Genomic DNA, 24,721 nt, shown 5'->3' with positions numbered 1-24,721 from the left:
ATCCTCTATTCCATCTCTGTTCCTGTTAGTATCTCTGCTTCAGGCTTCACCACTTTTAGCTTCTCTGCAAGAGCCGCTTGCGCTTCGCAATCACCGTGAATCACATGGATCTTTTTAGGCCCCAGCTCAATACCGTCCACAAATTTAATCAAACCCGCTTGGTCGGCATGAGCCGAATAACCCGGCATTTGATGGATCTTCGCTTTTACCGCAACCTCAGTACCATTGATCTTTACTTTTTCACAGCCTTGGATAAGTTCGCGCCCCAACGTTCCTCGGGCCTGATAGCCAACCAGGATCACGTCAGTTCTGGCATCGGCTAACAACGCTTCCAGATAGTTGAGAATACGCCCGCCAGTGCACATTCCACTTGCTGCTACCACGATGGCGGGCTCTCCCGTCGTCTTTAGGCGATTAACCAACGCTTGATGATCAGCATGAGAATCAATGGTAATACATTGAGAAAATGAAAGCGGATGGCGACCTTGCTGATAACGATCTTTCGCTTCTTTCGCCCAAAGCTGCTTGAATTCACGATACTGCAGCGTAATTTCACCCGCCAGAGGAGAGTCGAGGATAATAGGGGTGGCTTGCCAGTTTACCCCCTGATTGCCTGACATCGCTGTCGCAATAATATTCTCTATATCAAACAGCAACTCTTGCGTTCGCCCTACACTAAAGGCCGGGATTAAAATTGCGCCACCGTCAGCAAACGAACGCTGAACAATAGCCTTTAGTTGTTGTTCACGAACGGACACCGGACTGTGTGCTTTATCGCCGTAAGTACTTTCAATGATCAGGATATCGACCTGTTGGGGTGATAGGGGATCAACTAACAACGGCGTATTACAGGGGCCTAAGTCTCCGGTAAACACCACGACTTGTCCATCAGGCATCTTCATTTCTATATAGGCAGAACCTAAGATATGACCTGCCGGCTGAAAGCGAATACTGACCACCTCACCGGATGGCAATACCAGTTGAGCCCAGCAACCATAAGGGATGGGTTTAAGTTGCTTTTTTACCACACTGGTGAAATGTTCACACTGTGTCCGGTTCAAACCTAATTGTATTTTCAGGCCATCTTCCAGCATTAAAGGTAGCAAGGCAGCGGTAGCTTCCGTCGCATAAATCGGGCCTTTATAACCTGCCGCCAGTAACCAGGGAATACGACCAACATGATCAATATGGCAATGCGTCAGTAACAACCCGCGAATATGACCGAGAGAAAATTCGATATCAAAAGACCCGGTGTATTCCGTGCCTTGAAATAGGCCACAATCGACGAGCAAACCATGCTCACCGATTAACACTTCATGACATGAGCCAGTCACACCTGTTCTGGCCCCATGATGAGTAATCTTCACCCTCGTACTCCCAAAATTGTACCAATAGCGGGATGATGACAAAGCTTAGAAGATCGGTGGAAAAGTGAGCCGGAATGCTCGAGACATATCACGAAATAACATCAATATTTCAGAGTATTGCTCTTAAGAAAAAGGCCCCGCAACAGAAATCAAAACCTCAGGTTCGACTTCAGGTGATCGGTAGCATTTTTTTGACACTACTGGGCAGTCTGCATACACTTTTAACAGCGTTTAAAATTATGCGAACAATCACCGTTATTTTCCCATTTTAGTTTTCAGGGAATAATTTGCGCTAAAAACAATAAATAACAATTTTATCAATTGTGAATATGGTATAAAAGTCTCATTCCACCATCAAACATAAGCCATTTGTTGCATAAAGGTTTCAAAGTAAACCGAAGTCTATATAATAACGGCGGCTAGGTACTTTTTAATAAAAAATGAAGAATCATTATGGACAGTGAACTTGCGCTTATTGCTCTTTTCTCTTTTTGCAGTCTGTTTTTCCTTCGAAAAATAGCAAAGAAAATACAGTTAGTTGACATCCCTTCGGGTCGTAAACAGCATGAAGGAGTTGTGCCATTAATTGGTGGTATTTCTATATTCTTAACTGTCGTAATTGCTCTTGCGTTCGCCCCTGAATTGGCAAGAAACACGCCACTTTATGTTTGTTGCGCTTCCGTCTTAGTCTTTACCGGTGCCGTTGATGATAAATATGATATCAGCGTCAAAGTTCGGCTGATCATCCAGGTCATAATGTCTGTCATCATGATTAAAGTCGGGGGCCTTAACCTCTATACGCTAGGGCACCTGGTCAGCGAACAAGAAATACTGCTTAACCTACCGCTCAGTTACATTATTACAATTTTAGCCATTTTAGGCGCTATTAATGCTTTTAACATGGTAGATGGCATTGACGGGCTACTGGGTGGTTTGGCTACCGTCAGCTTTGCCGCCCTGGGGTATTTATTCTGGCTGGATAATCAGCAAGATCTCTACCAATTCTGCATCGTGATTATTCTTGCTACCATCCCTTATGTCATGTTAAATCTGGGCTTTCCTTTCGGCCGCCGATTCAAAGTATTTATGGGCGATGCCGGTAGTGTCTTTATTGGCTTTACTGTTATTTGGTTACTGGTCAATGGTTCCCAGGGTGAAGATAATAACCCGCTACGACCGGTCACTGCCTTATGGGTTATTGCCTTGCCACTAATGGATATGGCGACCATTATGGTGCGGCGGATGCGTAAAGGGCAATCACCCTTTAAGCCAGATCGCGAACACCTTCATCATATTTGCCAACGATTAGGCCTTTCCTCTCGCAAGACCTTGATTGCTATTTGTGGCCTTGCTTCGATTTTTGCTTACATCGGCGTATTGGGCGAACAACAGCAAGTCAGCGAAGCTATTATGTTCAATACTTTCTTGCTGTTATTCGTCACCTACTACCTCTCAATCACCCATATCTGGCGTATCACCGCATTCCTTCGCAAAATCAATATCAACCTAACTGAACTGGGTAGCAAGAAGGCGAAGCGGGAGAATTAATAAATAGTGGCTAGGTAGAGCGGGAAAAGCGGTTCTATGGCCCTGAGGTTCTGGGGAGCTAGTTTCGAGTTGCTAGAAGCGAGTGGCGAGGAAGAGCGGAAAAAGCGGTTATATAGCCCTGAGGTTCTATGGGGATCTAGTTTTATATTTCTAGTACTCTTTCACGTAAATTACGAATAGTAGAAGTACCTAAACCCGTCATCCCTTCAAATATAACCATATATGACGACTGTTTGGCTTCATCGATAAAAATATTAATATGCTCAATCATAATTAATGAGTCAAGATCCTCGTAACTCGAGACTATTCACTCTTTCCCTAACCGTAGTCTTCTTAATGATTTGGCTTTGCGTATTGTCACAATTTGGTTACATACATCGTGCGTTTTACTTACCTTTTCTCCATTTACATCTACACTGAAAAGTATGCTCCGCTTAGGCATATCATGTTGTCAACCTGATGTATCACTCTTGAAATAGTCTTCTCAGGTGAGATTGCCTGCAGCATTGCTCAGACAGTTTATTGATTGCAAGGAGGGATGTATGCAAGATGAAACGGTTTTAGCGTGGAGAGAGAGCCTGACTTTCACCTCAGTGCTCAATATTGGATTTGTTGTGCTGTGGAAGTGTTCGTTGTTTTTAGATGAGCTGGAGAGATATGACAGGATGTCGAAGGCAATACGGCGGGAAGATCGAAGACAAGATTATTAGGGATATCGGCAGTTAAAGCAACATTCGGCTAGTTCATGAAAGAAGGGCTATAGTCCATTGATATACAGCCCTTCATCACCCCACTAACCTACGTATTATCGTTCTTGATAGCGACTATTTTTCTGCACCGCTCTGCTGCGCATCCAAATTAAACTGAACAGCTTTATTGGTACCAAACAGCTTGTGAACAATAGTAATAATGCGCCAGATATGGCTGATAACAAAAAAGTACACCGCAAATACCGACAAGAAACTGAAGAACATCACCGATTCATTGATCTTTTCCATATCAGACCAAATACCAACCCCAGCCATCAGAGATGCCATCAGACAGATCACAAACAGCGACATATTTGATGATAAGCCGATACGCTGACAGATATGGTGCAGGTGCTCACGATCTGGTTTAAACGGTGATTGCCCTTTTCGGACCCGACGCACCATAATGGTTGCCATATCCATTAATGGCATGGCAATCACCCACAATGCCGTTACAGGACGGATATGCGTAGTGTTAGTCCCTTGCGTGGCCTCAATCAACAACCAAATCACAGTGAAGCCAATAAAGATGCTGCCGGCATCGCCCATGAAGACCTTAAAGCGACGGCCCAGTGGAAAACCCAAATTTAACAAGATATACGGCACCATCGCAGTGACAATCAGGCCACAGATCAGCGCCAGCTCCATATTGCCATCAATCAGGAACATAAAGCCCAATGCACCAAAGGTCACCGAAGCCAGCCCGCCAAGCAGGCCATCAATACCATCAACCATATTAAAAGCGTTAATCGCCCCGATAACGCCTAAAATAGTGATGATATAACTTGCTGCAACGGAAAGTTCAATTGCTTCACTGCCCATCAGATACCCCAGGCTATGTAAGCTCTTATCGCCAAGAATGATCATCGCCAGCGATACACCCGCCTGAGTAATTAAACGGATTTTAAAACTAATGTCATAGCGATCATCAATCACCCCGGTGATCACCAAAATGGTGGCACAACAAAGAAACAGAACTGCGTCAGTTTCAAGCGGTGATAATAATAAAGTAATAGCAAGGGTCACAAAGATTGAAACACCACCCACCAACGGGACAACGCCCTGATGATGTTTACGAGCGTTTGGCTTGTCAACCAAACCAATGCGTTTTGCCACTTTGCGAAAGACAAAGAGACTGCAAAATGAAGCAACAAAAACAAAAATAAATGCGGTAGTCATAAGAATGTAAGTGTCTAGGTTAAAAGGGTGGGTGTGAGTGTCGAGTGTCGAGTGTCGAGTGTCGAGTGTCGAGTGTCGAGTAATATTATTGATAACGACGTGTGAACAAGCAAAGAAACTAGGTTCTAGGAACGAGTATCGAGTATCGAGATTAATAGAGTTCGAGGGAAAAGCGCGAATCAATGATTATTGCTTTTTTATCCAGCTTCTCGAAACGCAGCGCATTCGCTTCTTATTACTGGGTATTAGGTCCTAATCTCCGCTTTTCCTCGCGACTCGCATCTAGTAACTCGAAACTGCTTATCCATAGAACTATAGGTCCGCTCTTTACCCCACCAACTTCAACGCAGCTCCATCACCTGACAGCGTTTTCAAGTAAGCACCAAAATCAGCACCTAAAGACTCATGACGCAGACCGTATTCGACAAACGCTTTCAGATAACCCAGCTTATCACCACAATCGTGTGACTTACCCGTCATATGAAAGGCTTCAACCGTCTCTTGTGCCATTAACATATCAATGGCATCCGTCAGCTGAATTTCATCACCCGCACCTGGTGGAGTGATCGCAAGTTTGTCCCAGATCTTAGAAGAGAGCACATAACGGCCCACAACAGCAAGATTCGACGGGGCATCTTCAAGTGCCGGTTTTTCAACCATCGCAGTCATGGTATGAGACTCGCCGCCTTTAAGTTCTGCGCCTCCGCAATCCACCACACCGTACTTAGAGACATCGTTCATCGGAACGGGTTCAACCATGATCTGACTTGCTTGCGTTTGCTCAAAGCGCTGAATCATCGCGGCCAGGTTTTCAGTGCGTTGATCCGCCGTGTACTCATCCAAAATCACATCGGGCAAGACCACTGCAAACGGCGCATCACCCACTAAAGGTTTGGCGCACAACACCGCGTGACCAAGTCCCTTCGCATGGCCTTGACGGACATGCATAATCGTCACATCACGCGGGCAAATAGATTGCACTTCATCAAGAAGCTGACGCTTAACCCGTTTTTCCAGGGTCGCTTCAAGCTCATAAGAAGTATCAAAGTGGTTTTCTATCGCATTTTTTGATGAATGCGTCACCAACACAATTTCTTTAATACCGGCAGCCACACACTCACTCACGATATATTGAATCAGTGGTTTATCGACAATCGGCAACATTTCTTTGGGAATGGCCTTGGTTGCCGGCAACATACGTGTTCCTAGCCCCGCCACAGGAATGACGGCTTTTGTTATTTTTTTCATAAAAGTCCTTAATAAAAACCTCTACCGTGCCGCCTATAAAAAGTAGCGGCCAAACGGTCATCTGTTCCATCGAAATACAGATATAGCGCGATACCCGGTCAGGCCTGCCAGCCTGACCGGGTAAATAAAAAACATTGTTACATGAATGAGCTTGCCAATTGTCTCTGTCCTAGCTCAGACAATGGGGCTGTGAATTTGATCAGCCCTTATCTGGCATAATTAGCTGTTGTAGCCATTCGGGTTATTTTTCTGCCAACGCCAGGTATCTTGCATCATTTCTGCAATACCGCGCTCAGCTTGCCAGCCGAGTTCTTTAGCTGCCAACGTCGGCTCAGCATAACATTGCGCGATATCACCCTCACGGCGGGGAGAGATAACGAAAGGCACGGGCACGCCAGATGCCTGCTCGAACGCTTTGACCATCTCAAGAACCGAATAGCCAATGCCTGTACCTAAGTTATAGGTAAAGACCCCTTTATCTTCGGCGATACGCTCCAGTGCTTTTAGATGCCCGGCGGCCAAATCAACCACGTGGATATAATCTCGCACCCCTGTGCCGTCTTTGGTGGGGTAATCATCCCCAAAGACAGCCAGGTTGGCTAATTTACCGACCGCAACCTGCGAAATATAAGGCAGCAAGTTGTTGGGAATACCGTTAGGATCTTCACCAATAAGGCCTGACTCGTGAGCGCCGACCGGATTGAAATAACGCAGGATAACAAACGAGAAACGCTCATCCGATTTTGCAACATCACGCAGCACCTGCTCGACCATAAGCTTAGAAGTGCCATAAGGGTTGGTGGTACCGCCGACGGGAAAATCTTCGCGAATGGGCACACTGGCAGGATCGCCATACACCGTGGCCGACGAGCTAAAGACCAACTTGAACACGCCCGCCTTCTGCATCTCTTCAACCAGAGCCGCAGAGCCAGTGACATTATTGCGGTAATAATCCAGTGGCTTTCGAACCGATTCACCGACGGCTTTTAAGCCGGCAAAGTGAATAACGGAATCGATACTGTGGTTATTGAAAATTTCACGCAAAATATCACGGTCAAGAATATCACCACAATAAAAGACAGGGGACTTACCTGTAATTTGCTCAACACGCGCTAAAGAGGTTTTACTGGAATTACTGAGGTTATCTAAAACAACCACATCACTGCCCTGCTCTAAAAGCTGAACCACAGTGTGCGAACCAATGTAACCCGCACCACCAGTAACTAAAATTGTCATTTATTTCCCAGAATATAGTTCAATAACTCAAGTATCAGATAGTCGTTATTTGTTAAAAACGTCTTGAAGCAACCAGTGTAAACTCTAACTAGTGAACTTCAATAGTTCATCATCACCGATCCATGTTTTCATGGTAATCACTGAAATCATTACCTAATGAATCTTTACGTAATCCATATTCAACAAAGGCTTTAAAGTAACCTAGGTTCTGTTGGGTAAATACCAACAAGACTTAGATGGATAGCATTGGAAGCCAAAGAGCCGATGGTTATCACAAGCAAAGGCCAACTTAATTGGTTGCAGATAAGGCATATAGCCATCCATTCCATTTAGTCGCAGTTAACGTAAACTGGGACGGCCAGCATGTCTCTGTGCTGTCTCAGGCAATGTGCCTTTGAATACAATGCGATGAGAAATCAGGCCATTACCTGCAAGCAATATCTCCGGCCAATAGGCCAAACTATTGGCAAAGTCACATTTTACAATAATTAGTCACTACCGAACAAATCACGGGTGTAGACTTTTTCAGCAACATCTTCAAGCTCAATGTCCATACGGTTAGAAACGATCACATCGGACATTGCTTTAAAGTCTGCAAGTCCTGAGATAACGGCAGAATTGAAGAACTCTTTGTCCTTTAATACAGGCTCATAGACCACGACCTCAATGCCCTTCGCCTTAATACGTTTCATGATGCCCTGAATACTCGACGCCCGGAAGTTATCCGAACCCGACTTCATGATTAGACGGTAAATACCAACACGCTTCGGATTGCGTTTAAGAATAGAATCAGCAACGAAGTCTTTACGCGTGGTATTGGCTTCAACAATCGCACCAATCAGGCAATTCGGTACTTCTTTATAGTTGGCACGAAGCTGCTTGGTATCTTTCGGCAGACAGTAACCACCGTAGCCAAATGATGGGTTGTTGTAATGGTTGCCAATACGTGGGTCTAAGCCCACACCTTCAATGATTTGGCGGCTATCCAGATCGTGAGTTTCGGCATAAGAATCTAGTTCATTGAAATAAGCAACGCGCATTGCCAGGTAGGTGTTCGAGAACAACTTCACTGCTTCAGCTTCGGTTGAGTCGGTAAACAACACTTCAATGTCGTCTTTAATCGCACCTTCAACCAGCAAGTCAGCAAACACTTTGGCTCGCTCGCTTTGTTCGCCCACAATGATACGAGATGGATACAAATTATCGTATAAGGCACGGCCTTCACGCAGAAACTCTGGCGAGAAAATAATATTCTCACAACCCAACTCTTCTTTAAGCTGTTTGGTATAACCAACAGGTATTGTGGACTTAATCACCATTACCGCATTTGGGTTAATAGCCATCACTTCTTTAATCACCGCTTCAACTGAGGAGGTATTAAAGTAATGGTTTTCGACATCGTAATCGGTTGGTGTCGCAATCACGACATAATCAGCATCTTTATAGGCTAATTCTGTATCTAGTGTTGCCGTGAAATTCAGATCTATATTTTTTAGAAAATCTTCAATTTCCTTATCGACTATTGGAGAGATCTTATCATTCAGAAGTTGTACTTTTTCTTCGATAATATCTACAGCAATAACCTCGTGATGCTGAGCAAGCAGCATCGCATTTGACAGGCCGACATAGCCTGTACCTGCAATAGCAATTTTCATCTGTATATCTCGAAGCTTAATCGGTGATTTTAACTAACTGAACCTGCTTTAAGGCATAGTTCACTAGGTACTGAGCTTGAACCATTGAATCAGATTCCGCATAACAACGAAGCTCTGGGGCATTACCCGATGGACGGAAATGAATGATATCGCCATTGGTTAATGTCATACGTAAACCATCAGTAATATCGATAGAGGCAACGGCACTATCAGAAAAACCGAGCTGAATTAAGAAATCCTCTGGTTGCTCTTTCGCTATCGCTAAAATGGCCAAGCTTTTCTCAGTCGCAAAGTTTTGAATACGATCACTGTGCGTCATACGCTGTGGCAGTGAATTCACCAACTCAGAAATGCTCTTTTCTCTCGATGCCGCTAACAACATTAACGCGGGTAATACCGCATCACGCGTCGGCAATGCTTTCACAACGTTCTGATTAACTTCAACATCAGAACCTAATAGAAAACCACCATTCGCTTCGAAGCCCGCGACTGAATGAAAATCTTTCGCTAACTGTTCAAACTCAGCAATTACATAGGGCGAACCAATCTTAGTGCGCGTAACATGGCTAAATAGCTCACAGCTTTCAATGGCAGTATTACAGCTAACTGGAACCGCTAGCGCTTCTATCTTCATTTCATTGGCACATAGCAAGCCGAGCACATCGCCACGCAGCCAGTCACCGTTTTCATCAGCAACAAGAGGCCTGTCACCATCACCATCTGTAGAGAAGATAAAGTCAAGATGATATTGCTCAGACCATTTCTTTGCTTTGAGCTTATCTGCATCAGAAACGGCTTCCGTATCAATAGGAACGAACTCGTCGCTACGCTCTAAAGCGATTACTTCAGCGCCAAGTGCGGTAAACATATCAGCATATAAGTCACGACCAGCACTTGAATGCTCATAAATACCGATTCGTTTCCCTTCGAGCAATAAGCGTTCAAATAATGAGGTGTATCGCTCAATATAAGCTGTCGCCGCTTTGGTATTGACCTCTAACTCAGGAAGTTCAGAAATGGCGTCAAACTCAGCGGTTGCACTTAAGATGGCTTGCTCATCCGCTTTACTGATTTCGCCATCGGGACGATAAAACTTAAGGCCATTACGATCAAATGGAATGTGGCTGCCTGTGACCATAATACAAGGAATATTGTCTTGCATCGCAGTGTATGCCAATGCAGGCGTTGGGACTACACCATAATAAATCGCTTCTAACCCACGAGCTCGAATCGCTTGAATACAGGCTTGCGCCATTGCTTGGCTACTAGGGCGGTTATCAATGGCAATAGCTACATGAGTAAAATTAAATTTATTCTCAATACTCGCTATAAACGCATGCGCAAACGCAGCACAAGCGTCAGGGGTAAATTGAGTAACCAAACCACGAGCGCCACTGGTACCAAATAGAATACCAGACGACTGGATAATATCTGACGTATTATTCATTAACAACCTCACTAATTATATACTTAAATTCATTTTCTAAAAACCGCACGCCAAGCATAAAAAGAAAAGCATACTGCAGAATAAAAAATAGATAGATTCTCTATGTGCCTATAAATTTCCCACTGACGAATTGCTTTTTTTAATTTATTTCTTGATATAGAATTAGGTAATATCCTATATTTTGTAAGAACAGAACTGATAGGATATGCTTTAGAACCACTTTTCAATAACTTGAGCCAAAGCCCGTAGTCTTGACCAGTTCTTATCAGAGGCATACGAATATCAGAAAAAGCAGAAACTCGTAGCATTACAGTTGAACACCCTAACGTTGCTTTTTTCTTCAGCATATCGTGATAAGTCAGAGGCTCTTTTTGCTTGGTGTCGACGGTTATATTCATATCACTGTCAGACTCATCGATTAATCTATATGCGGTAAAAGAAAAATCAACACGATTGCTTTCCATGAAAGTTATTTGTTCTAGTAACTTATTATCCAACCAAATATCATCGCTATCTAAAAAAGCCAAAAACTCTCCTTTAGCATTTCCAATAGAATTGTTACGACTTACAGCTGCTCCACTATTAACTTCATTTTTAAGCAAAAGCACTCTAGGATCTTTTGAACCTATTTCTTGAAGAACCTTAAGAGTTTCATCACTAGAACAATCTTCTGTAACCACCCATTCCCAATTCACATATGATTGGGCCAAAATCGATTCATATGTCTTAACAATCGTATCCTTGCAATTATAAGCAGGTGTGATAATAGATATTAACGCATTCACTAAGTTTCAACCTATAGAATATTAAATAAAGTGGACAAATTTAAAGAACCATCTCTGTCTCTAACTTATATAGAAAAGTAAAATAAAACTAAATAATCATAAAAAATTAATTGACGAACCAATATGAATGATTAATGCAATAATTTGTGCCACAATCTCTACTGCCAACTATTTTTGATGGGTTACCACCAACAATAGAACGTTCTGGATAAGATTTAGTAACAACAGCACCAGGCAAAATCACGCAACCTTTACCCAACTTAACTCCAGGCATAATTAAAACATTAGGGAATATCCACACATTGTCAGAGATTAAAACCGAACGTTCAAAATATCTCATATCAGGACTATTGATATTGTGACCTGCAGTATAAATCCTAACAGAGTGTGAAATATTGACATTATTGCCGATAAATATCCCTCCTCGATCATCCAAATAACAACCAGGATTAATTGTAACATTACTCCCAATGTTCAACTTCCGAGTCAAGTTAAAAAACTTAATTGGCGTGTGTAAGGTCGAGTTTTTTCCAATCTTAGCCCCCAATAAGACCAGAAAAATTTTCTTTAAAAGAAAAAAAGGCATTAAATTGAATGTCAGATTTGAGAAATAAATAAATACGTAAACGGCCTGCTTTTTAAACATGTTATCTTATCAAACTCTTAATCAATTTTTTAAAAAACACATAGTAAGACTTTAGGTTAGCACAGTTATTTTTAGAAAGCGCTCTTATGTACTCTTTAAAAGCTGTTGATTCATACTCATTGCTAATTCCGCCATCTCGCATATATACTGTATGGTTGGCATGAGTAAAGCAGATCCCTTTATTCTTTGCTCTCAACAGCCAATCTGAATCACCAGCGATTTTGAAGCTAACATCGAATAACCCCACGAAGTCAAAGATTGACTTACTTACAAATATAGATGTTGTTCTAAAATTGAACCCTCTATAAATATTTTTTTCACAGTAATAGCCAACTTCTTTAGACGACTTAATAAGATTTTCCCTAGAGACCATGACAACATCGCCATAAACAACACTATCTTCATTAGAAATTAAAGTTTTCATAGCAACTTCAATATAATCTTCCGGCCAAAAGTCATCTGTATTGCAAAAACATATCACATCACCTGTAGCTAATGACAATGCCTTGTTCCAAGCATCGTAAATACCATTATCACTTTCACTTAATATAATAGGTTTACGTTTGGCTAATTTGTAGACGATATCCATAGTGTTGTCAGATGAACCACCGTCAACTATAACATGCTCCAAATTTTCATAAGTCTGATTATTTACAGAATTAATAGAATCGAATATAAACTCTTGACTGTTATAAGAAACAGTAATAACCGAAACTTTCATCTAAACTTCCTAAACATTAAATAACAGATAAAATAGAGAGGGAATGGTAATAAACAAATAGTAGTTGCCAAAACCACAGCAATGAAAGAATCATCAAAATAATCAATCAAAAACAGAGTAATAGGAATTTTAGATAAAACAGAAACACTACCAAGTATTAGCTGGATTTTATTTTCTCCTAATCCATTCGCGACATTTGCCATTAATGAATAAAAAGAGTACCCCCAAGAAAGAAGTGCAAAATACACTAAGTTATTATAAGAAAGCCAATCATAATGATACTGGTTACCGACCCATAACGATATAAAGTCATCAGCACACACACACATTATGATCAGTAAACCCACCCCAAAAGCTTGTATTTTAGCTAACTTTAAAAGAAACGCATTAATTTGACACTCGGATCCCGAGTTATAAAACCCTCTTACTGAGCTCCAAACAGGGTTACTTATCATGACACTCGCAACGATAAACAAATTAAAATATCGCATCAATAAATCATAAGATACTACTGATTCAAAGTCATAAAAATTTGAAATTATAAGCCTATCAGAAGAAAAAATAAGAATAACATTAACTTGAAAAACAAAATATATTACCCCTGGTTTAATTACGCTTATAACATCCTTTATTGGTATAGAAAAAATATTTATATGTATTTTTTTATTTAAACAAAAAAACCATATCGTTACACCCAAATAAACAAAGAAAGTTGACACCCCATATATTATAGAAATAATATTTAAGCTGACATAATCTTGGAAAAGCAAAACAAAAACCAAACCAAGCGTTGTTATTAACGTCTGTATAAGAATAACAATTTCAGATTTACTAAATGCATGTAATATTTGATTAATAGGAAGCATTGCAAACACAACAATAAAGCTTCCTACTATAAAGTTAATAGCAAATAAGTTATCAACCTTGCCAGCTGATACAAATAAATACAGATTAGAAAATATATAAACAAAACTAAACAGCAAACCAAATAATAGACTGGAACGATACACCTTATTTATCAAAATAGATGCTTCTTCCCAATTACTATCTTTTATTGAGTCTACCAATTTATTTCTTATACTATTACCTAACCCAAAATCTAAAATCAAAATCCAATTTACAATATTGAATATAACCGCCCAAATAGCATAACTTTCAGCGCCAAGCAAATCCAATTGTACCCTAACGCTATATAAACTGAACAACATGCCCAAAAACTTAACAAACAATGAGCGGGAAACTTGCTTAAAAAACATATAATTCACCAATTAAGCAGTATATATCATCCTATATATTTGAATTATAAATGTCATTATACACATTTTAATACATCTAAATTCAGTCTCACATATATAGCCGAAAGATCGTTAAATAGATTTAATATTTGCTTATAGGTGTTTTGTAAATATTGTCATGTTAATTTTCACTACGGAGATTATATCAATAATAATTGTAGTCAATGAAAATATAAAATTTACTTTTCCAAAGAGACATCAAACTAAGTGAAGTACAATCCACATTTAGAAACTGACCAAAAAACTCAAATTAAATCTAGTGTTCATACTAAAATGGTCCTGATGAAAATATATTTAAATAGCTTATCCTAGCTTGACTCCAAGAGTATTTGTTATTAACCGTACTAAAATCAAAATCATCAGTTCTACAGTTTAATCCGTTTAAAAGCTCCGTTAGTTCTGGAAAAGACTCAAAAGTGAACCCAACATTCTCTCTACTTACATAGTCTCCAATTTCACCGTTTGCCTGAACAATTGCAGGAAGATGATACAGCCTTGCTTGAGATAGTGGACCACTTTGTGATGTGCCACCATCACCGTATGGAACTAATAAATAGTCACTAGCTGAAAAGCAAATATTAAGTTCGTCTTCAGTCAAATATCGAGGAATAAAAGTATAGTTTCTTACACCATTTGCATTTAGTAGGTAATTAATCTCATCTTCTTTTACATTTGATGGGTATCCAGCAATAACCAATTGACAATTGTCATCATTACATAGATTACTTTTAGCAAATGCCTCTATGGCTTTAGAATAATTCTTATCCTTTCTAATCATTCCAATTAAAGATATTACTAACTTTTTCTTTAATCTCAAACTAACTTTTGCTTCATCCTTTTTAACTCTAGTTACTTTCAGCTCTGTTGGATATTGGATTAGTGAAACTTTATTACTAGTCCTATTCCTTATAATTTCGAGAGACTTTTCACCATTAACAATAAATTCAACATTATTAATGCCAGAAATCATTCTAAAAAACAATTTTTTGTAGAGTCCCTTGCTCCCACCATCGACGTCACTAACAGAATGCAACAAAATATATTTTTTTTTGTCTTTTAGGACAAACTTTAACAATAGAGCTAATGAAAGATATTCATAATCTAGAAAGTAAAGCCTTTCACTTCTTAATTTCTTTAATAAAAAAAACTCTCCATATAATCTAAGGGAAGCAAAAAACCTTCTAATAATCTTTCTATGTGTTGACAAAATTTGGTTTGGAACATAATCTAGATGTGCAGCATCACCCTCACAATATTTTATAAAATCATTATCTTCTTTCGGCTTACCAAAACATAAAATATCAATCTCGTAATCTTTTTGAAGGCTATTGGCGAAACTATCAACATAATCCTTGGAATGACCATTAGCGTTATAAGTTAGACTTAAACAAACCAATTTACTTAAGTTTTTCATAAATCCCCATGTACTTATCCGCTATATAATCTAGAGATAAAATATTCTTGTCATATTTCATACTTTTTGATGGCCCATTAAGACATAATTGAGAGATTTGACCAGCGATTTCCTTAGGGTCATTTGACTTTAGTATTAATCCATTTCCTGTATAGTCAACATACTCTTTTACATCCCCGACATTTGTTGAAATCACACTCAATCCACAAAATAACGCTTCCTTCACAATGTTAGGCGAGCCTTCTTTGTCTGATGTAATAAGTAAATAATCTGATGCATACAAATATAATGGAACACGATCATACGGCACCTGGCTCATTTTCAATAATTTAGCATTGGTACCACTGTCTCTAAACAGTTCAATAGACTTCTCAGCAATATCTACTCTCTTTACTGTTGAGTTGCTAATATCAGAAAACAAAAAATATGTTGTGTCGCTATCAATGTTGAGTGACTTTCGCGCTACTTCTTTGCTAATCGGGCTGAAGTTTTCCTCATTTACACCTGTAGGAATAACATTTATCTTTCCACACATACTATCAGGTATAAAATCAATCAAATTCTTTGAAACTACTGTACATCGATTACACAAGTATACTGAAGCTAATGAAGATGCTCTAATAATTCGACTTTTTAGCTTCTGAGCAAAACCTAATGGACTCCCACCATGTAGGTCGGTACCATGAAATGAAATAACCGTCTTTTTTCTATGTAATGCGGCTGTTATTAATCCCTGAATGCCTCCAAAATGAACATGGTAAATGTCATATCTATTTTTAAACTTTAGTAAAAGAAGAAAAACAAAGAGCTTGATATAAGCAGTAACAAGCCCATTTTGAACATCAACACAATACTCTTCTATAGAAAGACCTTTTTGAGATAGCTTTTTATTTATATTTTTAACAACTGGATTGACAACACTATTATTTTTATTTGAAAGCTGATTGGATATAACTAAAATTCTCATTATCTAACCCTCATGATTTTTTGCATAATTAAACAAATCCCCTTATTAATCTTGGCTATATTTAATGAAATAAGATTGTTATATTTTTCAAAATTACTTAGTGTTAAAATCAAATCCTTATTATTTGTCATTTTGATTAGAACTTTCAGTTGCTCTATATGTTCCTTATGATAATAGGGACTTGCTATATTAGTATAATAAAATTTATTTTTCTTTAAACAATAACGACTATAGTAACCTGCATCGTACTGAAATATAGAATCAACTAGGTCTTTTTGACTCTTATTTTTCAAATCTAAAATTCTTGAATCTTTTGTGTAAATATATAGATCATAGACTCCCCAAAACGCAGATATCGCACCATTTAATACTAAATTTTTTTCTCCCTTATTTGGATACTCCTCATATAAATAAGTTCCATCTAAACGACATCCGTCTTCACTAACAGGCTGGATCATTTTTTCCAGAGCATTATACGAAGCATTAAAATATCTCTCATCTTTGAAAAGTTCATAGGCTCTGACTAAGAGTGAAATTGCTTGACCTTGAATTAAGCCAGAAACAAAATCTTTCTGCATATTAAATAGTTTAAAGTTATACGGAACTGTCCAATACATCATTGTTTTTTCAGAGTTAGTTTTGGAATTTTCAATTAGCCAGTTTACACAACTCTTAACCTGTTTTTTATGTATATCAGATTGTTTTTTGAGATATAAATCATAGGCACCTAACCCCACTTGACATACTGTTACTGGGTGAAAAAAACTCTCACTTCCAACCTTAACTTTCGGAACAATCTCCTCAATTGAGTAATGAGATTCTGTCAGTACTTTTTTTGTTAGATCATTATAATAACCTTTTAAGCTATGAACATCATAGAATTGGCCTTCTTTCTGTTTACCATGCCAATAATCGTCTTGCTTGAATAATGTTAGCATTTTAAACAGATTTTCTTTTATCAAAGCTATTTCCTTTTGAGAAGTATGCTAACAACAGCATATATAGGTAGAAATTATTTAGTTCAGTAACCAGTGACAAAATTACAAAGCAAATGACGGATGTCCTAAAAAAAACATCCTTACCTTTCATAATTGACTTAAGATAAAATATAAAAAATGCACAACCTAGAATCCCAGCATTAAGAAATTGCTCAATCAAGTTTGATTTAGGTGTAACCATTCCACCATTTGTAAATGTTGTTAAAACCTCATCTCCAATATCGCTAATTGTAAAATAGTTAAATAGCTTGCTTGCATAAATCTCATGAAAACTGCCAAAACCAATACCAAATGGCTTATCAATTAATGTATCAACCCCCAGAAGTATACCTGAAAGCCTAGTCAAATATGTATTATATATACCATGTGATGCGCTAAATCCATCAATCCCATACCTGTATAATGTTTCAACTAAATGAACAAACCCGAAGTACTGGCCACTATTATCCATTAAATACTCATGTATTGCTCCTCCAGAAATAGTAATAAGAAACAAGACTAAGATGTACTTCTTAATATCAAACTTATGAACAACAAAAGCCACAAACATTGAAAAAATCATACTCTTAGACCTTAGCAATACTAAAGAGGTGATGAACAAGGCTCTAACTGTGAATTTGTTTTGATAAAAAACAAGAAAGATAAATGTACCAATAAAATACCCAGCTGAACTAGGTTCAAGAAACAACATTGAAGGTCTCTCTGTAGGATCTGCAATAAATTCAGCCACACCAACAACAACACTTATAACGATAGCATTGTAAATTAGTTTGAGAACTTTTTCCTCATTGGTATTTAAACAAAAAAATATTATAGAATAAGAAACTATTAGTTCAAAAAAATACTTTCTAGCCCTAAAGATCATCATAGTTGAATTAGCATCAACGTTGATATTCAAATAAATTAACGTATTAATTAGTGAAATAAAAAAAATCATTAATGGGATTAAGTATAAAAAGCTAACTTTTTTGTTTATATCTCTATTCAATAAAGTCAAAAGCAATAAAAACAAAGCCATTGCTAAGTGTGGTATAGCACTATTAAATGTTGTAACCAACACTCCTATAAAAAGAGCGCTCTTGACTATTTCAATTATACTTAATGATTTCATTAATTGCTTTCGCTATTGATTCTTTAGTTTTGTTTACAACATATCCTTGAGATTCATTCTCAATTAAGTCCGGCAAATTTCCGACATTAGTGCATATGATTTTTTTATTATAAGATTTTGCTAAATAACCCACACCACTTTGCGTTGCTGATAAATACGGCAGAACTAAAACATCTATTTGAGACATAAATTTATGAAACTCTATATCTTCTACAAACCTATTTTCTATCTTTACTGGATACGATATTTTATTAAGAGATTGTTTATTAAAGTTACCATTACCAATTATCATAACCTCAATTTCTTTTTTATAAGTATCTTCAAAGAATTTTATCGAATCAATGAAAAGATCGATCCCTTTATATTTTTCAATTCTTCCCATAAAAGCAATTATTGGATTGCGATTAGTTATCACATCACTATTAAATATTCTCTTAGGTAAAGGGTGATGATGATGTACCTTTCTTTTATAGAAAAAGAGTATCGATGGGAATATATTCCTTTTGCTATGTAAATGTATTGTTAGCTTTCTGCTTGTAAAGTATGACAACCTTGAAACAAGACATAATATTCTTGTAGTGATTTTTTTAAATTGACCTGGGTGATATATTGGATCATGAACAGTTATTACATGAGGTATTGATTTTGCTATTTTCTTCAAATAAGGATAGAAAATTGTCTCATCAACAAAATGTAAAAAATCTACGTCAATTTTTTCTACTTCTTTTCTAATGTCGTTTAGTTTATCCGCATATGTACCATTTATAAGAGACAAATATATTTTTTTTAAATCTTCATTTTCATGATAAGGTAGAGCAATTTTTCTATCTACATCATCTAATTTTTCAAGCACTTCTGGTATAGCGCATACTCCAACGTCTGCTCCATTTTCATTGTGCTCATTAATCCATGCTTTCAAATAGTTAAACATCCCACCAGATGTATCTAACCCACCTAATACTAGAATTACTTTTTTACCTTCGAGCTTCAATTAGTTTCCTCCCTTAAATAAATAGCTTCCGATAAAAAAAGGAAACCTTTTTATAGTCAACGATAGTAGATAAGTTAATTTTCAATAGATATTATATAACAGAAAGATAGCTCAATAATATTTCACTATCTTTCATTTTCATGCTATAACATATGCAAAGTTAGCTGCTACTTTATTTCTATACAAAGATGTGACTAAGTCGAGTAATAACTATTTAATATCCAATACCGTATCCTTCAACACGCACTACATCATCTTCTCCTAAGTAAGCTCCTGAGCGAACTTCTATTAGATCCAAAGAAACCTTACCTGGATTTTCGATCGAATGCGCGACTCCGATTGGGATAAACGTCGATTGATTCTCACCAATTAGATATTCTTTATCACCATTTTTCACTTTAGCTGTGCCTGAAACAACAATCCAATGCTCTGCACGATTATAGTGTATCTGAGTCGCTGTCTTTTCTCCTGGCTTCACCGTCACGCGCTTTACGTGAAAACGTTCGCCATCTGCAATCGCGTCATGGCTTCCCCACGGTCGATATACTTCGCGATGCTGTAGATGTTCAGTACGTTTAGCCTTTTTAAGCTGGGACACAATTCCCTTAACATCCTGTACACGCTCTTTGTCTGCAACCAAAACTGCATCTTTGGTTTCCACTATTACCAAGTTCTCAACCCCGACAGCAGCTACCAGCTTATGCTGTGAATAAATCAGGCTATCTTCTGTATCTTCGAGTAACACATCTCCCCGGAGTGCATTTCCCTTAGCATCTTTTGCATTTACTTCCCATAAAGCTGACCAGGAGCCAACATCGCTCCAGCTAGCATCCATTGGGACAACGACCGCCTGCGAGGTTTTTTCCATGACGGCATAATCTATTGAATCATCAGGACAAGACTCAAATTCAGTTTCACCGATTCGAATAAATTCCAGATCGCTACGGGCGCCATCCATTGCTCGCTGGCATGCAGATAATATATCTGGACGATGCTCAGCTAATTCTTCCAAATAACGAGAGGCTTTGAACAAAAACATGCCGCTATTCCACAGGTAATCATCTGAAGCAACGTATTCCTTTGCGCGTTTTAAATTCGGCTTTTCTACAAATTTTTCAACTTTTGCTGCTGTATTATCTAGAGTCTTGCCTTTTTTAATATACCCGTAACCTGTTTCTGGTGAAGATGGTACAATACCAAAGGTTACCAGTTTTCCCAATTCTGCATGTGCAATAGCACTGTTTACAGAATTAATAAACGCGTCTTCATTTTGAATAACATGGTCCGCAGCCAAGACCAAAAGCATTGGGTCTTCACCATGCTTTACGGCATACAACGCCGCTAAGGCGATAGCCGGAGCAGTGTTTCTCCCTTTTGGCTCTAGAATAATGCCTCCATGCTCCATAGACTTCTGGCGCAATTGTTCTGCAACAATAAAACGATGCTCTTCATTACATATAAATAGTGGCGCTGTGTGCTTCAGTTTATCTAGTCTACCAACCGTTTCCTGCAGCATGGTTTTATTACTGGTAAGGGACAAAAACTGCTTAGGATATAGGGTCCTGGACAAAGGCCACAAACGGCTTCCCGAACCACCGGCCATTATTACGGGTAATATCATTTTACTTGTGTCCGTTAATAAAATACTGTTTCGTATACTTGTGCACCTCAGGGGATGCAAGTAACTCTTCAATGGAAAACCATTTGTATTCCGAATGTTGCTCTTTTGGAAGAACATTTAACTCCATATTCAGAGCCAACTCATAACCAAGAACAATATAATGAGTGGAAAAAGGTTCATCAAATACATTGTCCTGATAGAAGTGCTCAAAAGTCCCAAAACTCCTGGCATCACTAAACTGTGCCTGAACCCCTAATTCATTAAGCACTAATCGTGTGTAAGCATCTTCGATCGACTCATTCTTGCAGATACGACCTCCCGGTACAAACCAAAATCCCTGTGCAGGCTTATTCAGACGCTTGCCAAGTAAAACCTGACCGCTTAGGTTTTGAATAATAAGATCAATTGATACGAGTGGTGTACTTTGAATAATGGTTTTAAATGTTTCTTTTTCAATATACATAATGTTTAAAGGCACGCTTTAACAGCATGCCTTTATTGTATTAACCATTCAGAGTTGAGTTGATTAACTCTGCCACTTCCTGTAACTCTTTTTCGATACCGTAGTGGTGGTTACCAATAAACAAGCCACAATCTGTAATGTTGTCGCCATTTGCTAACTCACCATGTACCTCGTAGTCAAAGTACTTCACGACATCGTTGCGTACAAAGTTACCCGCCACAATCGGACGACAATCCACACCATGCTCGGTCAGCGCTTTCACCAGTTCATCACGTTTCACCTTGCCATTCTTGACTATAAGCGCAAAACCGAACCAGCTGCTTTCACCTACTTCTTTCTGAACCTCTAAACCTTCGATGTCTGTAAACACTTTCTGGAAAGTCACGGCATTGTCACGTCGACCTTTCACTATCTCAGGTAACTTTTTAAGCTGCTCAATACCTAGAGCACCCGACATGTCTAAAGGACGCAGGTTATAACCTGGCAATACAAAACGGAAAGACTCTTCGAATGGGTTGTCACTCTTAGTGCAAACCAGGTTTTCTTCCGGCAGGTTACGAGTCCAGCCATGCGAGCGAATTGACAACATGATGTGATAAAGCTCTTCGTCATCCGTTACCGCCATACCACCTTCCATTGTTGAAATGTGGTGGCTAAAGAACGAACTGTAAGTGCCAATCAGGCCAAACGTACCCGCTTGTTTTCCATCAAGCGTCGCCCCCAAAGACTCACAGTTATCTTCCAACAGAACAATATCACGGCCTTCAATCATGCGGTTCAGCTCATGATAGTTAACAGGATTGCCCAGTAGGTTTACCGCAAAAATCGCGCGGGTTTTCTCTGTGATCGCAGTTTCCAGCTGAGCAAGGTCCAAATTGAGCGTCTCTTTGTCTATATCGACAAATTTCAGCTTCAGCCCATACTGATGCAGTGGGTAGTAAGTCGTTGACCAAGACACTGCCGGAACAATCACTTCATCTCCCGGCTTTAATGCCTGCTGTTTGCGATAGAACATCGCCGCCACAGCCAGCAGGTTAGCCGATGAACCTGAGTTAACCATTACACAGTATTTGCTGCCAACATAGTCCGCAAACTCTTTCTCAAACAGGGATACGTATTTTCCCATACTGAACATGCCACTGTTGATAACTGTCTGCAGTGCCTGATATTCGTTTTCATCCCATGTAGTTGTCGCTAAAGGAAGCATCACAACACCTCTTTTAAATAAAATTCATATGTCTTCCTGATCCCTTCTTCCAGAGATGTCTTCGGAGACCAACCTAATTGCGTTTGCTTGGAAATATCAACCAGTTTTTGCTTCATCCCTGCCGGTTTAGACAAATCATGAACAAAACGACCTTCGTATCTGACCGCTTTTGCAATGGCTTCGTAAAACTCATTAATGGAGTAATCCGTACCCAGACCGACATTAATGTTCGACGGTACCTCGCTGAATTTATCCAGAGAGAACAAGATAAAAGCCGCCAGGTCCTCAGCAAACATAAATTCTCGTCTAGCAAGGCCATCGCCCCAGATATCAACCGTTTCACAACCATCACGCACCGCCGTATCCAGCTTGCGGATCACCGCTGGGATCATATGGGATTTTTTCGGGTCAAATTTATCCCAGTATCCATATAAGTTACAAGGAATATATGTCTTGTATTCCACACCATATTGCGAGGACAGATAATCTGCCAAACGGGCAACCGCGACTTTGGCAACAGCATACCCTTCATTGGTCGGCTCAAGTTCCCCTGTCAGGATTTGCTCTTCCTTCAGTGGGTTTTCTGCAAAACGTGGGTACATACAGGAGCTGCCTAGGTTAATCAGCTTTTTAATACCTGCTGCGTATGCCGCCTGAATCACACTCATCCCCATCTGCAGGTTCTGGAAACAGAAATCGTAAGGAGCCGCAATGTTTGCCTGAATGCCCCCAACTAAGCCCGCACAATGTATGACAATGTCCGGCTGCAATTCAGATAGATAGTTCTGCACCGCTGACATGGAAGATAAGTCAAGCTCATTACGACCAGGCGCGTATACTTGGTACCCTTTTTGTTCGGCTAGAGCAGAAATATTCCGCCCAACCATTCCGGTACCACCAGTTAGAAAAATCTTCATCCTTAGCTCTCTTTAGAGATTGCAACGTCAAAGCCATTCGCTTTCAGCAAGGCGTGCTGCTTCGCCTTATTGATGTCTGAAGCCACCATTTCTGCACACATTTCTTCTACAGAAATTTCTGGTACCCAGCCCAGTTTTTCTTTGGCTTTTGATGGGTCACCCAGCAACGTTTCTACCTCCGCCGGACGGAAGTATTTCGGGTTAACGCGAACAATTACATCCCCTACCTTCACAGCCGGCGCCTTCTCTGCATCCACTGCAACCACTGTAGCGATCTCATTCTCTTCTTCACCTGAAAACTCAAGCTCAATACCCGCTTCTTTGGCTGACATGCGCACAAATTCACGTACTGAAATCTGTTTGCCCGTCGCAATAACAAAATCTTCAGCCTGCTCTTGCTGCAGCATCATCCACTGCATGCGAACATAATCTTTGGCATGCCCCCAGTCACGCAACGCATCCATGTTGCCCAAATGCAGGCAAACTTCCAGCCCCTGAGAAATGTTCGCAATCACTCGAGTGATTTTACGGGTCACGAAAGTTTCACCACGACGAGGCGATTCATGGTTAAACAAAATACCGTTACATGCGTAGATACCATAAGATTCACGGTAGTTTACTGTGATCCAATAAGCGTACATCTTAGCTACAGCATATGGAGAGCGCGGATGGAATGGCGTGGTCTCGCGTTGAGGGATTTCCTGAACCTCACCGTAGAGCTCAGAAGTCGATGCCTGATAAAAACGTGTTTTTTTCTCCAGACCATTAATGCGGATCGCTTCAAGCAGGCGAATCGTACCTAAAGCGTCAACATCTGCTGTATATTCAGGAGACTCAAAAGAAACCGCTACATGAGACATGGCACCAAGGTTATAAATTTCATCCGGCTGGATCTCTTTGACCAAGCGGATAAGGTTAGACGAATCCGTCAAATCGCCATAATGCAGGTTAACATTATCGCTATTATTTACCACAGAATCGATGCGATCTGTATTAAAAGAAGAAGCTCGGCGGATGAGCCCATGAACTTCATATCCTTTATCTAAAAGAAATTCAGCTAAATAAGAGCCATCTTGACCCGTAATACCTGTGATTAATGCTTTTTTCATAGAGCAACTTCTCAACAATAATTAAATTTCTAATGTCTTATCTCAAA

Annotated in this window: 22 protein-coding genes; 2 read left to right on the top strand and 20 right to left on the bottom strand. The window is 39.4% G+C overall.

Annotated elements, in window-relative coordinates:
- Positions 1–5: 5 nt before the first annotated feature.
- On the bottom strand, positions 6–1,367 hold the full coding sequence (locus C9I89_RS15935; protein ID WP_107284309.1) for an MBL fold metallo-hydrolase RNA specificity domain-containing protein: 1,362 nt from the start codon (positions 1,365–1,367) through the stop codon (positions 6–8).
- A gap of 453 nt (positions 1,368–1,820) precedes the next feature.
- Between C9I89_RS15935 and wecA (C9I89_RS15925) the strand changes: the two genes are divergently transcribed.
- Positions 1,821–2,915, top strand: a complete 1,095-nt coding sequence (gene wecA / locus C9I89_RS15925; protein WP_107284307.1) for a UDP-N-acetylglucosamine--undecaprenyl-phosphate N-acetylglucosaminephosphotransferase — start codon at positions 1,821–1,823, stop codon at positions 2,913–2,915.
- A 542-nt stretch (positions 2,916–3,457) separates the two neighbouring features.
- Positions 3,458–3,625: a hypothetical protein gene (locus tag C9I89_RS22550; protein WP_170107717.1), complete on the top strand. Its 168-nt coding sequence runs from the start codon at positions 3,458–3,460 to the stop codon at positions 3,623–3,625.
- Between the two features lie 114 nt (positions 3,626–3,739).
- Here the strand turns inward: C9I89_RS22550 and wecA (C9I89_RS15920) are convergent, their stop codons facing one another.
- The 19 genes from wecA (C9I89_RS15920) to gmd all read right to left on the bottom strand — a co-directional run bounded on the left by wecA (C9I89_RS15920) (position 3,740) and on the right by gmd (position 24,674).
- Complete coding sequence (gene wecA, locus C9I89_RS15920) at positions 3,740–4,843, bottom strand: UDP-N-acetylglucosamine--undecaprenyl-phosphate N-acetylglucosaminephosphotransferase (RefSeq protein ID WP_107284306.1); 1,104 nt, start codon at positions 4,841–4,843, stop codon at positions 3,740–3,742.
- 327 nt (positions 4,844–5,170) lie between these two features.
- Entirely contained in the window at positions 5,171–6,091 is a 921-nt protein-coding gene (galU, locus tag C9I89_RS15915; RefSeq protein WP_107284305.1) for a UTP--glucose-1-phosphate uridylyltransferase GalU, read from the bottom strand.
- A 219-nt stretch (positions 6,092–6,310) separates the two neighbouring features.
- Positions 6,311–7,327: a UDP-glucose 4-epimerase GalE gene (gene galE, locus C9I89_RS15910; RefSeq protein WP_107284304.1), complete on the bottom strand. Its 1,017-nt coding sequence runs from the start codon at positions 7,325–7,327 to the stop codon at positions 6,311–6,313.
- A gap of 488 nt (positions 7,328–7,815) precedes the next feature.
- On the bottom strand, positions 7,816–8,982 hold the full coding sequence (locus C9I89_RS15905; protein ID WP_107284303.1) for a nucleotide sugar dehydrogenase: 1,167 nt from the start codon (positions 8,980–8,982) through the stop codon (positions 7,816–7,818).
- Positions 8,983–8,998: 16 nt separating this feature from the next.
- Positions 8,999–10,429 carry a phosphomannomutase gene (locus C9I89_RS15900; RefSeq protein WP_107284302.1) on the bottom strand — a complete coding sequence of 477 codons (1,431 nt, stop codon included), beginning with the start codon at positions 10,427–10,429 and terminating at the stop codon, positions 8,999–9,001.
- A 29-nt stretch (positions 10,430–10,458) separates the two neighbouring features.
- Positions 10,459–11,214 (bottom strand): glycosyltransferase family 2 protein, encoded by a 756-nt coding sequence (locus tag C9I89_RS15895; protein WP_107284301.1) that lies wholly within the window; start codon positions 11,212–11,214, stop codon positions 10,459–10,461.
- Positions 11,215–11,320: 106 nt separating this feature from the next.
- Complete coding sequence (locus tag C9I89_RS15890) at positions 11,321–11,860, bottom strand: acyltransferase (protein ID WP_107284300.1); 540 nt, start codon at positions 11,858–11,860, stop codon at positions 11,321–11,323.
- A gap of 1 nt (position 11,861) precedes the next feature.
- On the bottom strand, positions 11,862–12,581 hold the full coding sequence (locus C9I89_RS15885) for a glycosyltransferase family 2 protein (RefSeq protein WP_107284299.1): 720 nt from the start codon (positions 12,579–12,581) through the stop codon (positions 11,862–11,864).
- The gene (locus tag C9I89_RS15880; protein ID WP_107284298.1) at positions 12,578–13,837 is read right to left on the bottom strand and encodes a lipopolysaccharide biosynthesis protein; all 1,260 of its coding nucleotides are present in this window, start codon (positions 13,835–13,837) and stop codon (positions 12,578–12,580) included. Before C9I89_RS15880 ends, C9I89_RS15885 begins: the two co-directional genes overlap by 4 nt.
- Before the next feature lie 307 nt (positions 13,838–14,144).
- On the bottom strand, positions 14,145–15,290 hold the full coding sequence (locus tag C9I89_RS15875) for a glycosyltransferase (protein WP_107284297.1): 1,146 nt from the start codon (positions 15,288–15,290) through the stop codon (positions 14,145–14,147).
- Positions 15,274–16,257 carry a glycosyltransferase family 4 protein gene (locus C9I89_RS15870; RefSeq protein ID WP_107284296.1) on the bottom strand — a complete coding sequence of 328 codons (984 nt, stop codon included), beginning with the start codon at positions 16,255–16,257 and terminating at the stop codon, positions 15,274–15,276. The genes C9I89_RS15875 and C9I89_RS15870 overlap by 17 nt, the downstream gene beginning before the upstream one ends.
- Entirely contained in the window at positions 16,257–17,219 is a 963-nt protein-coding gene (locus C9I89_RS15865) for a D-glucuronyl C5-epimerase family protein (protein WP_107284295.1), read from the bottom strand. Before C9I89_RS15865 ends, C9I89_RS15870 begins: the two co-directional genes overlap by 1 nt.
- Entirely contained in the window at positions 17,197–18,366 is a 1,170-nt protein-coding gene (locus C9I89_RS15860) for a hypothetical protein (RefSeq protein ID WP_107284294.1), read from the bottom strand. Before C9I89_RS15860 ends, C9I89_RS15865 begins: the two co-directional genes overlap by 23 nt.
- Positions 18,344–19,357: a glycosyltransferase family 4 protein gene (locus tag C9I89_RS15855; protein WP_107284293.1), complete on the bottom strand. Its 1,014-nt coding sequence runs from the start codon at positions 19,355–19,357 to the stop codon at positions 18,344–18,346. The genes C9I89_RS15860 and C9I89_RS15855 overlap by 23 nt, the downstream gene beginning before the upstream one ends.
- A gap of 214 nt (positions 19,358–19,571) precedes the next feature.
- On the bottom strand, positions 19,572–20,978 hold the full coding sequence (locus C9I89_RS15850) for a mannose-1-phosphate guanylyltransferase/mannose-6-phosphate isomerase (RefSeq protein WP_107284292.1): 1,407 nt from the start codon (positions 20,976–20,978) through the stop codon (positions 19,572–19,574).
- Between the two features lies 1 nt (position 20,979).
- Positions 20,980–21,441, bottom strand: coding sequence for a GDP-mannose mannosyl hydrolase (locus C9I89_RS15845; RefSeq protein ID WP_107284291.1), 462 nt, complete (start codon positions 21,439–21,441; stop codon positions 20,980–20,982).
- A gap of 40 nt (positions 21,442–21,481) precedes the next feature.
- Positions 21,482–22,648, bottom strand: coding sequence for a DegT/DnrJ/EryC1/StrS family aminotransferase (locus C9I89_RS15840; protein WP_107284290.1), 1,167 nt, complete (start codon positions 22,646–22,648; stop codon positions 21,482–21,484).
- Positions 22,648–23,565 (bottom strand): GDP-L-fucose synthase family protein, encoded by a 918-nt coding sequence (locus C9I89_RS15835; protein WP_107284289.1) that lies wholly within the window; start codon positions 23,563–23,565, stop codon positions 22,648–22,650. The genes C9I89_RS15840 and C9I89_RS15835 overlap by 1 nt, the downstream gene beginning before the upstream one ends.
- A gap of 2 nt (positions 23,566–23,567) precedes the next feature.
- Complete coding sequence (gene gmd, locus C9I89_RS15830; protein ID WP_107284288.1) at positions 23,568–24,674, bottom strand: GDP-mannose 4,6-dehydratase; 1,107 nt, start codon at positions 24,672–24,674, stop codon at positions 23,568–23,570.
- Positions 24,675–24,721 lie beyond the last annotated feature (47 nt).

The organism is Photobacterium lipolyticum, assembly GCF_003026475.1.
Classification (GTDB): domain Bacteria; phylum Pseudomonadota; class Gammaproteobacteria; order Enterobacterales; family Vibrionaceae; genus Photobacterium; species Photobacterium lipolyticum.
This window is presented reverse-complemented; position numbering and strand designations above follow the sequence as displayed.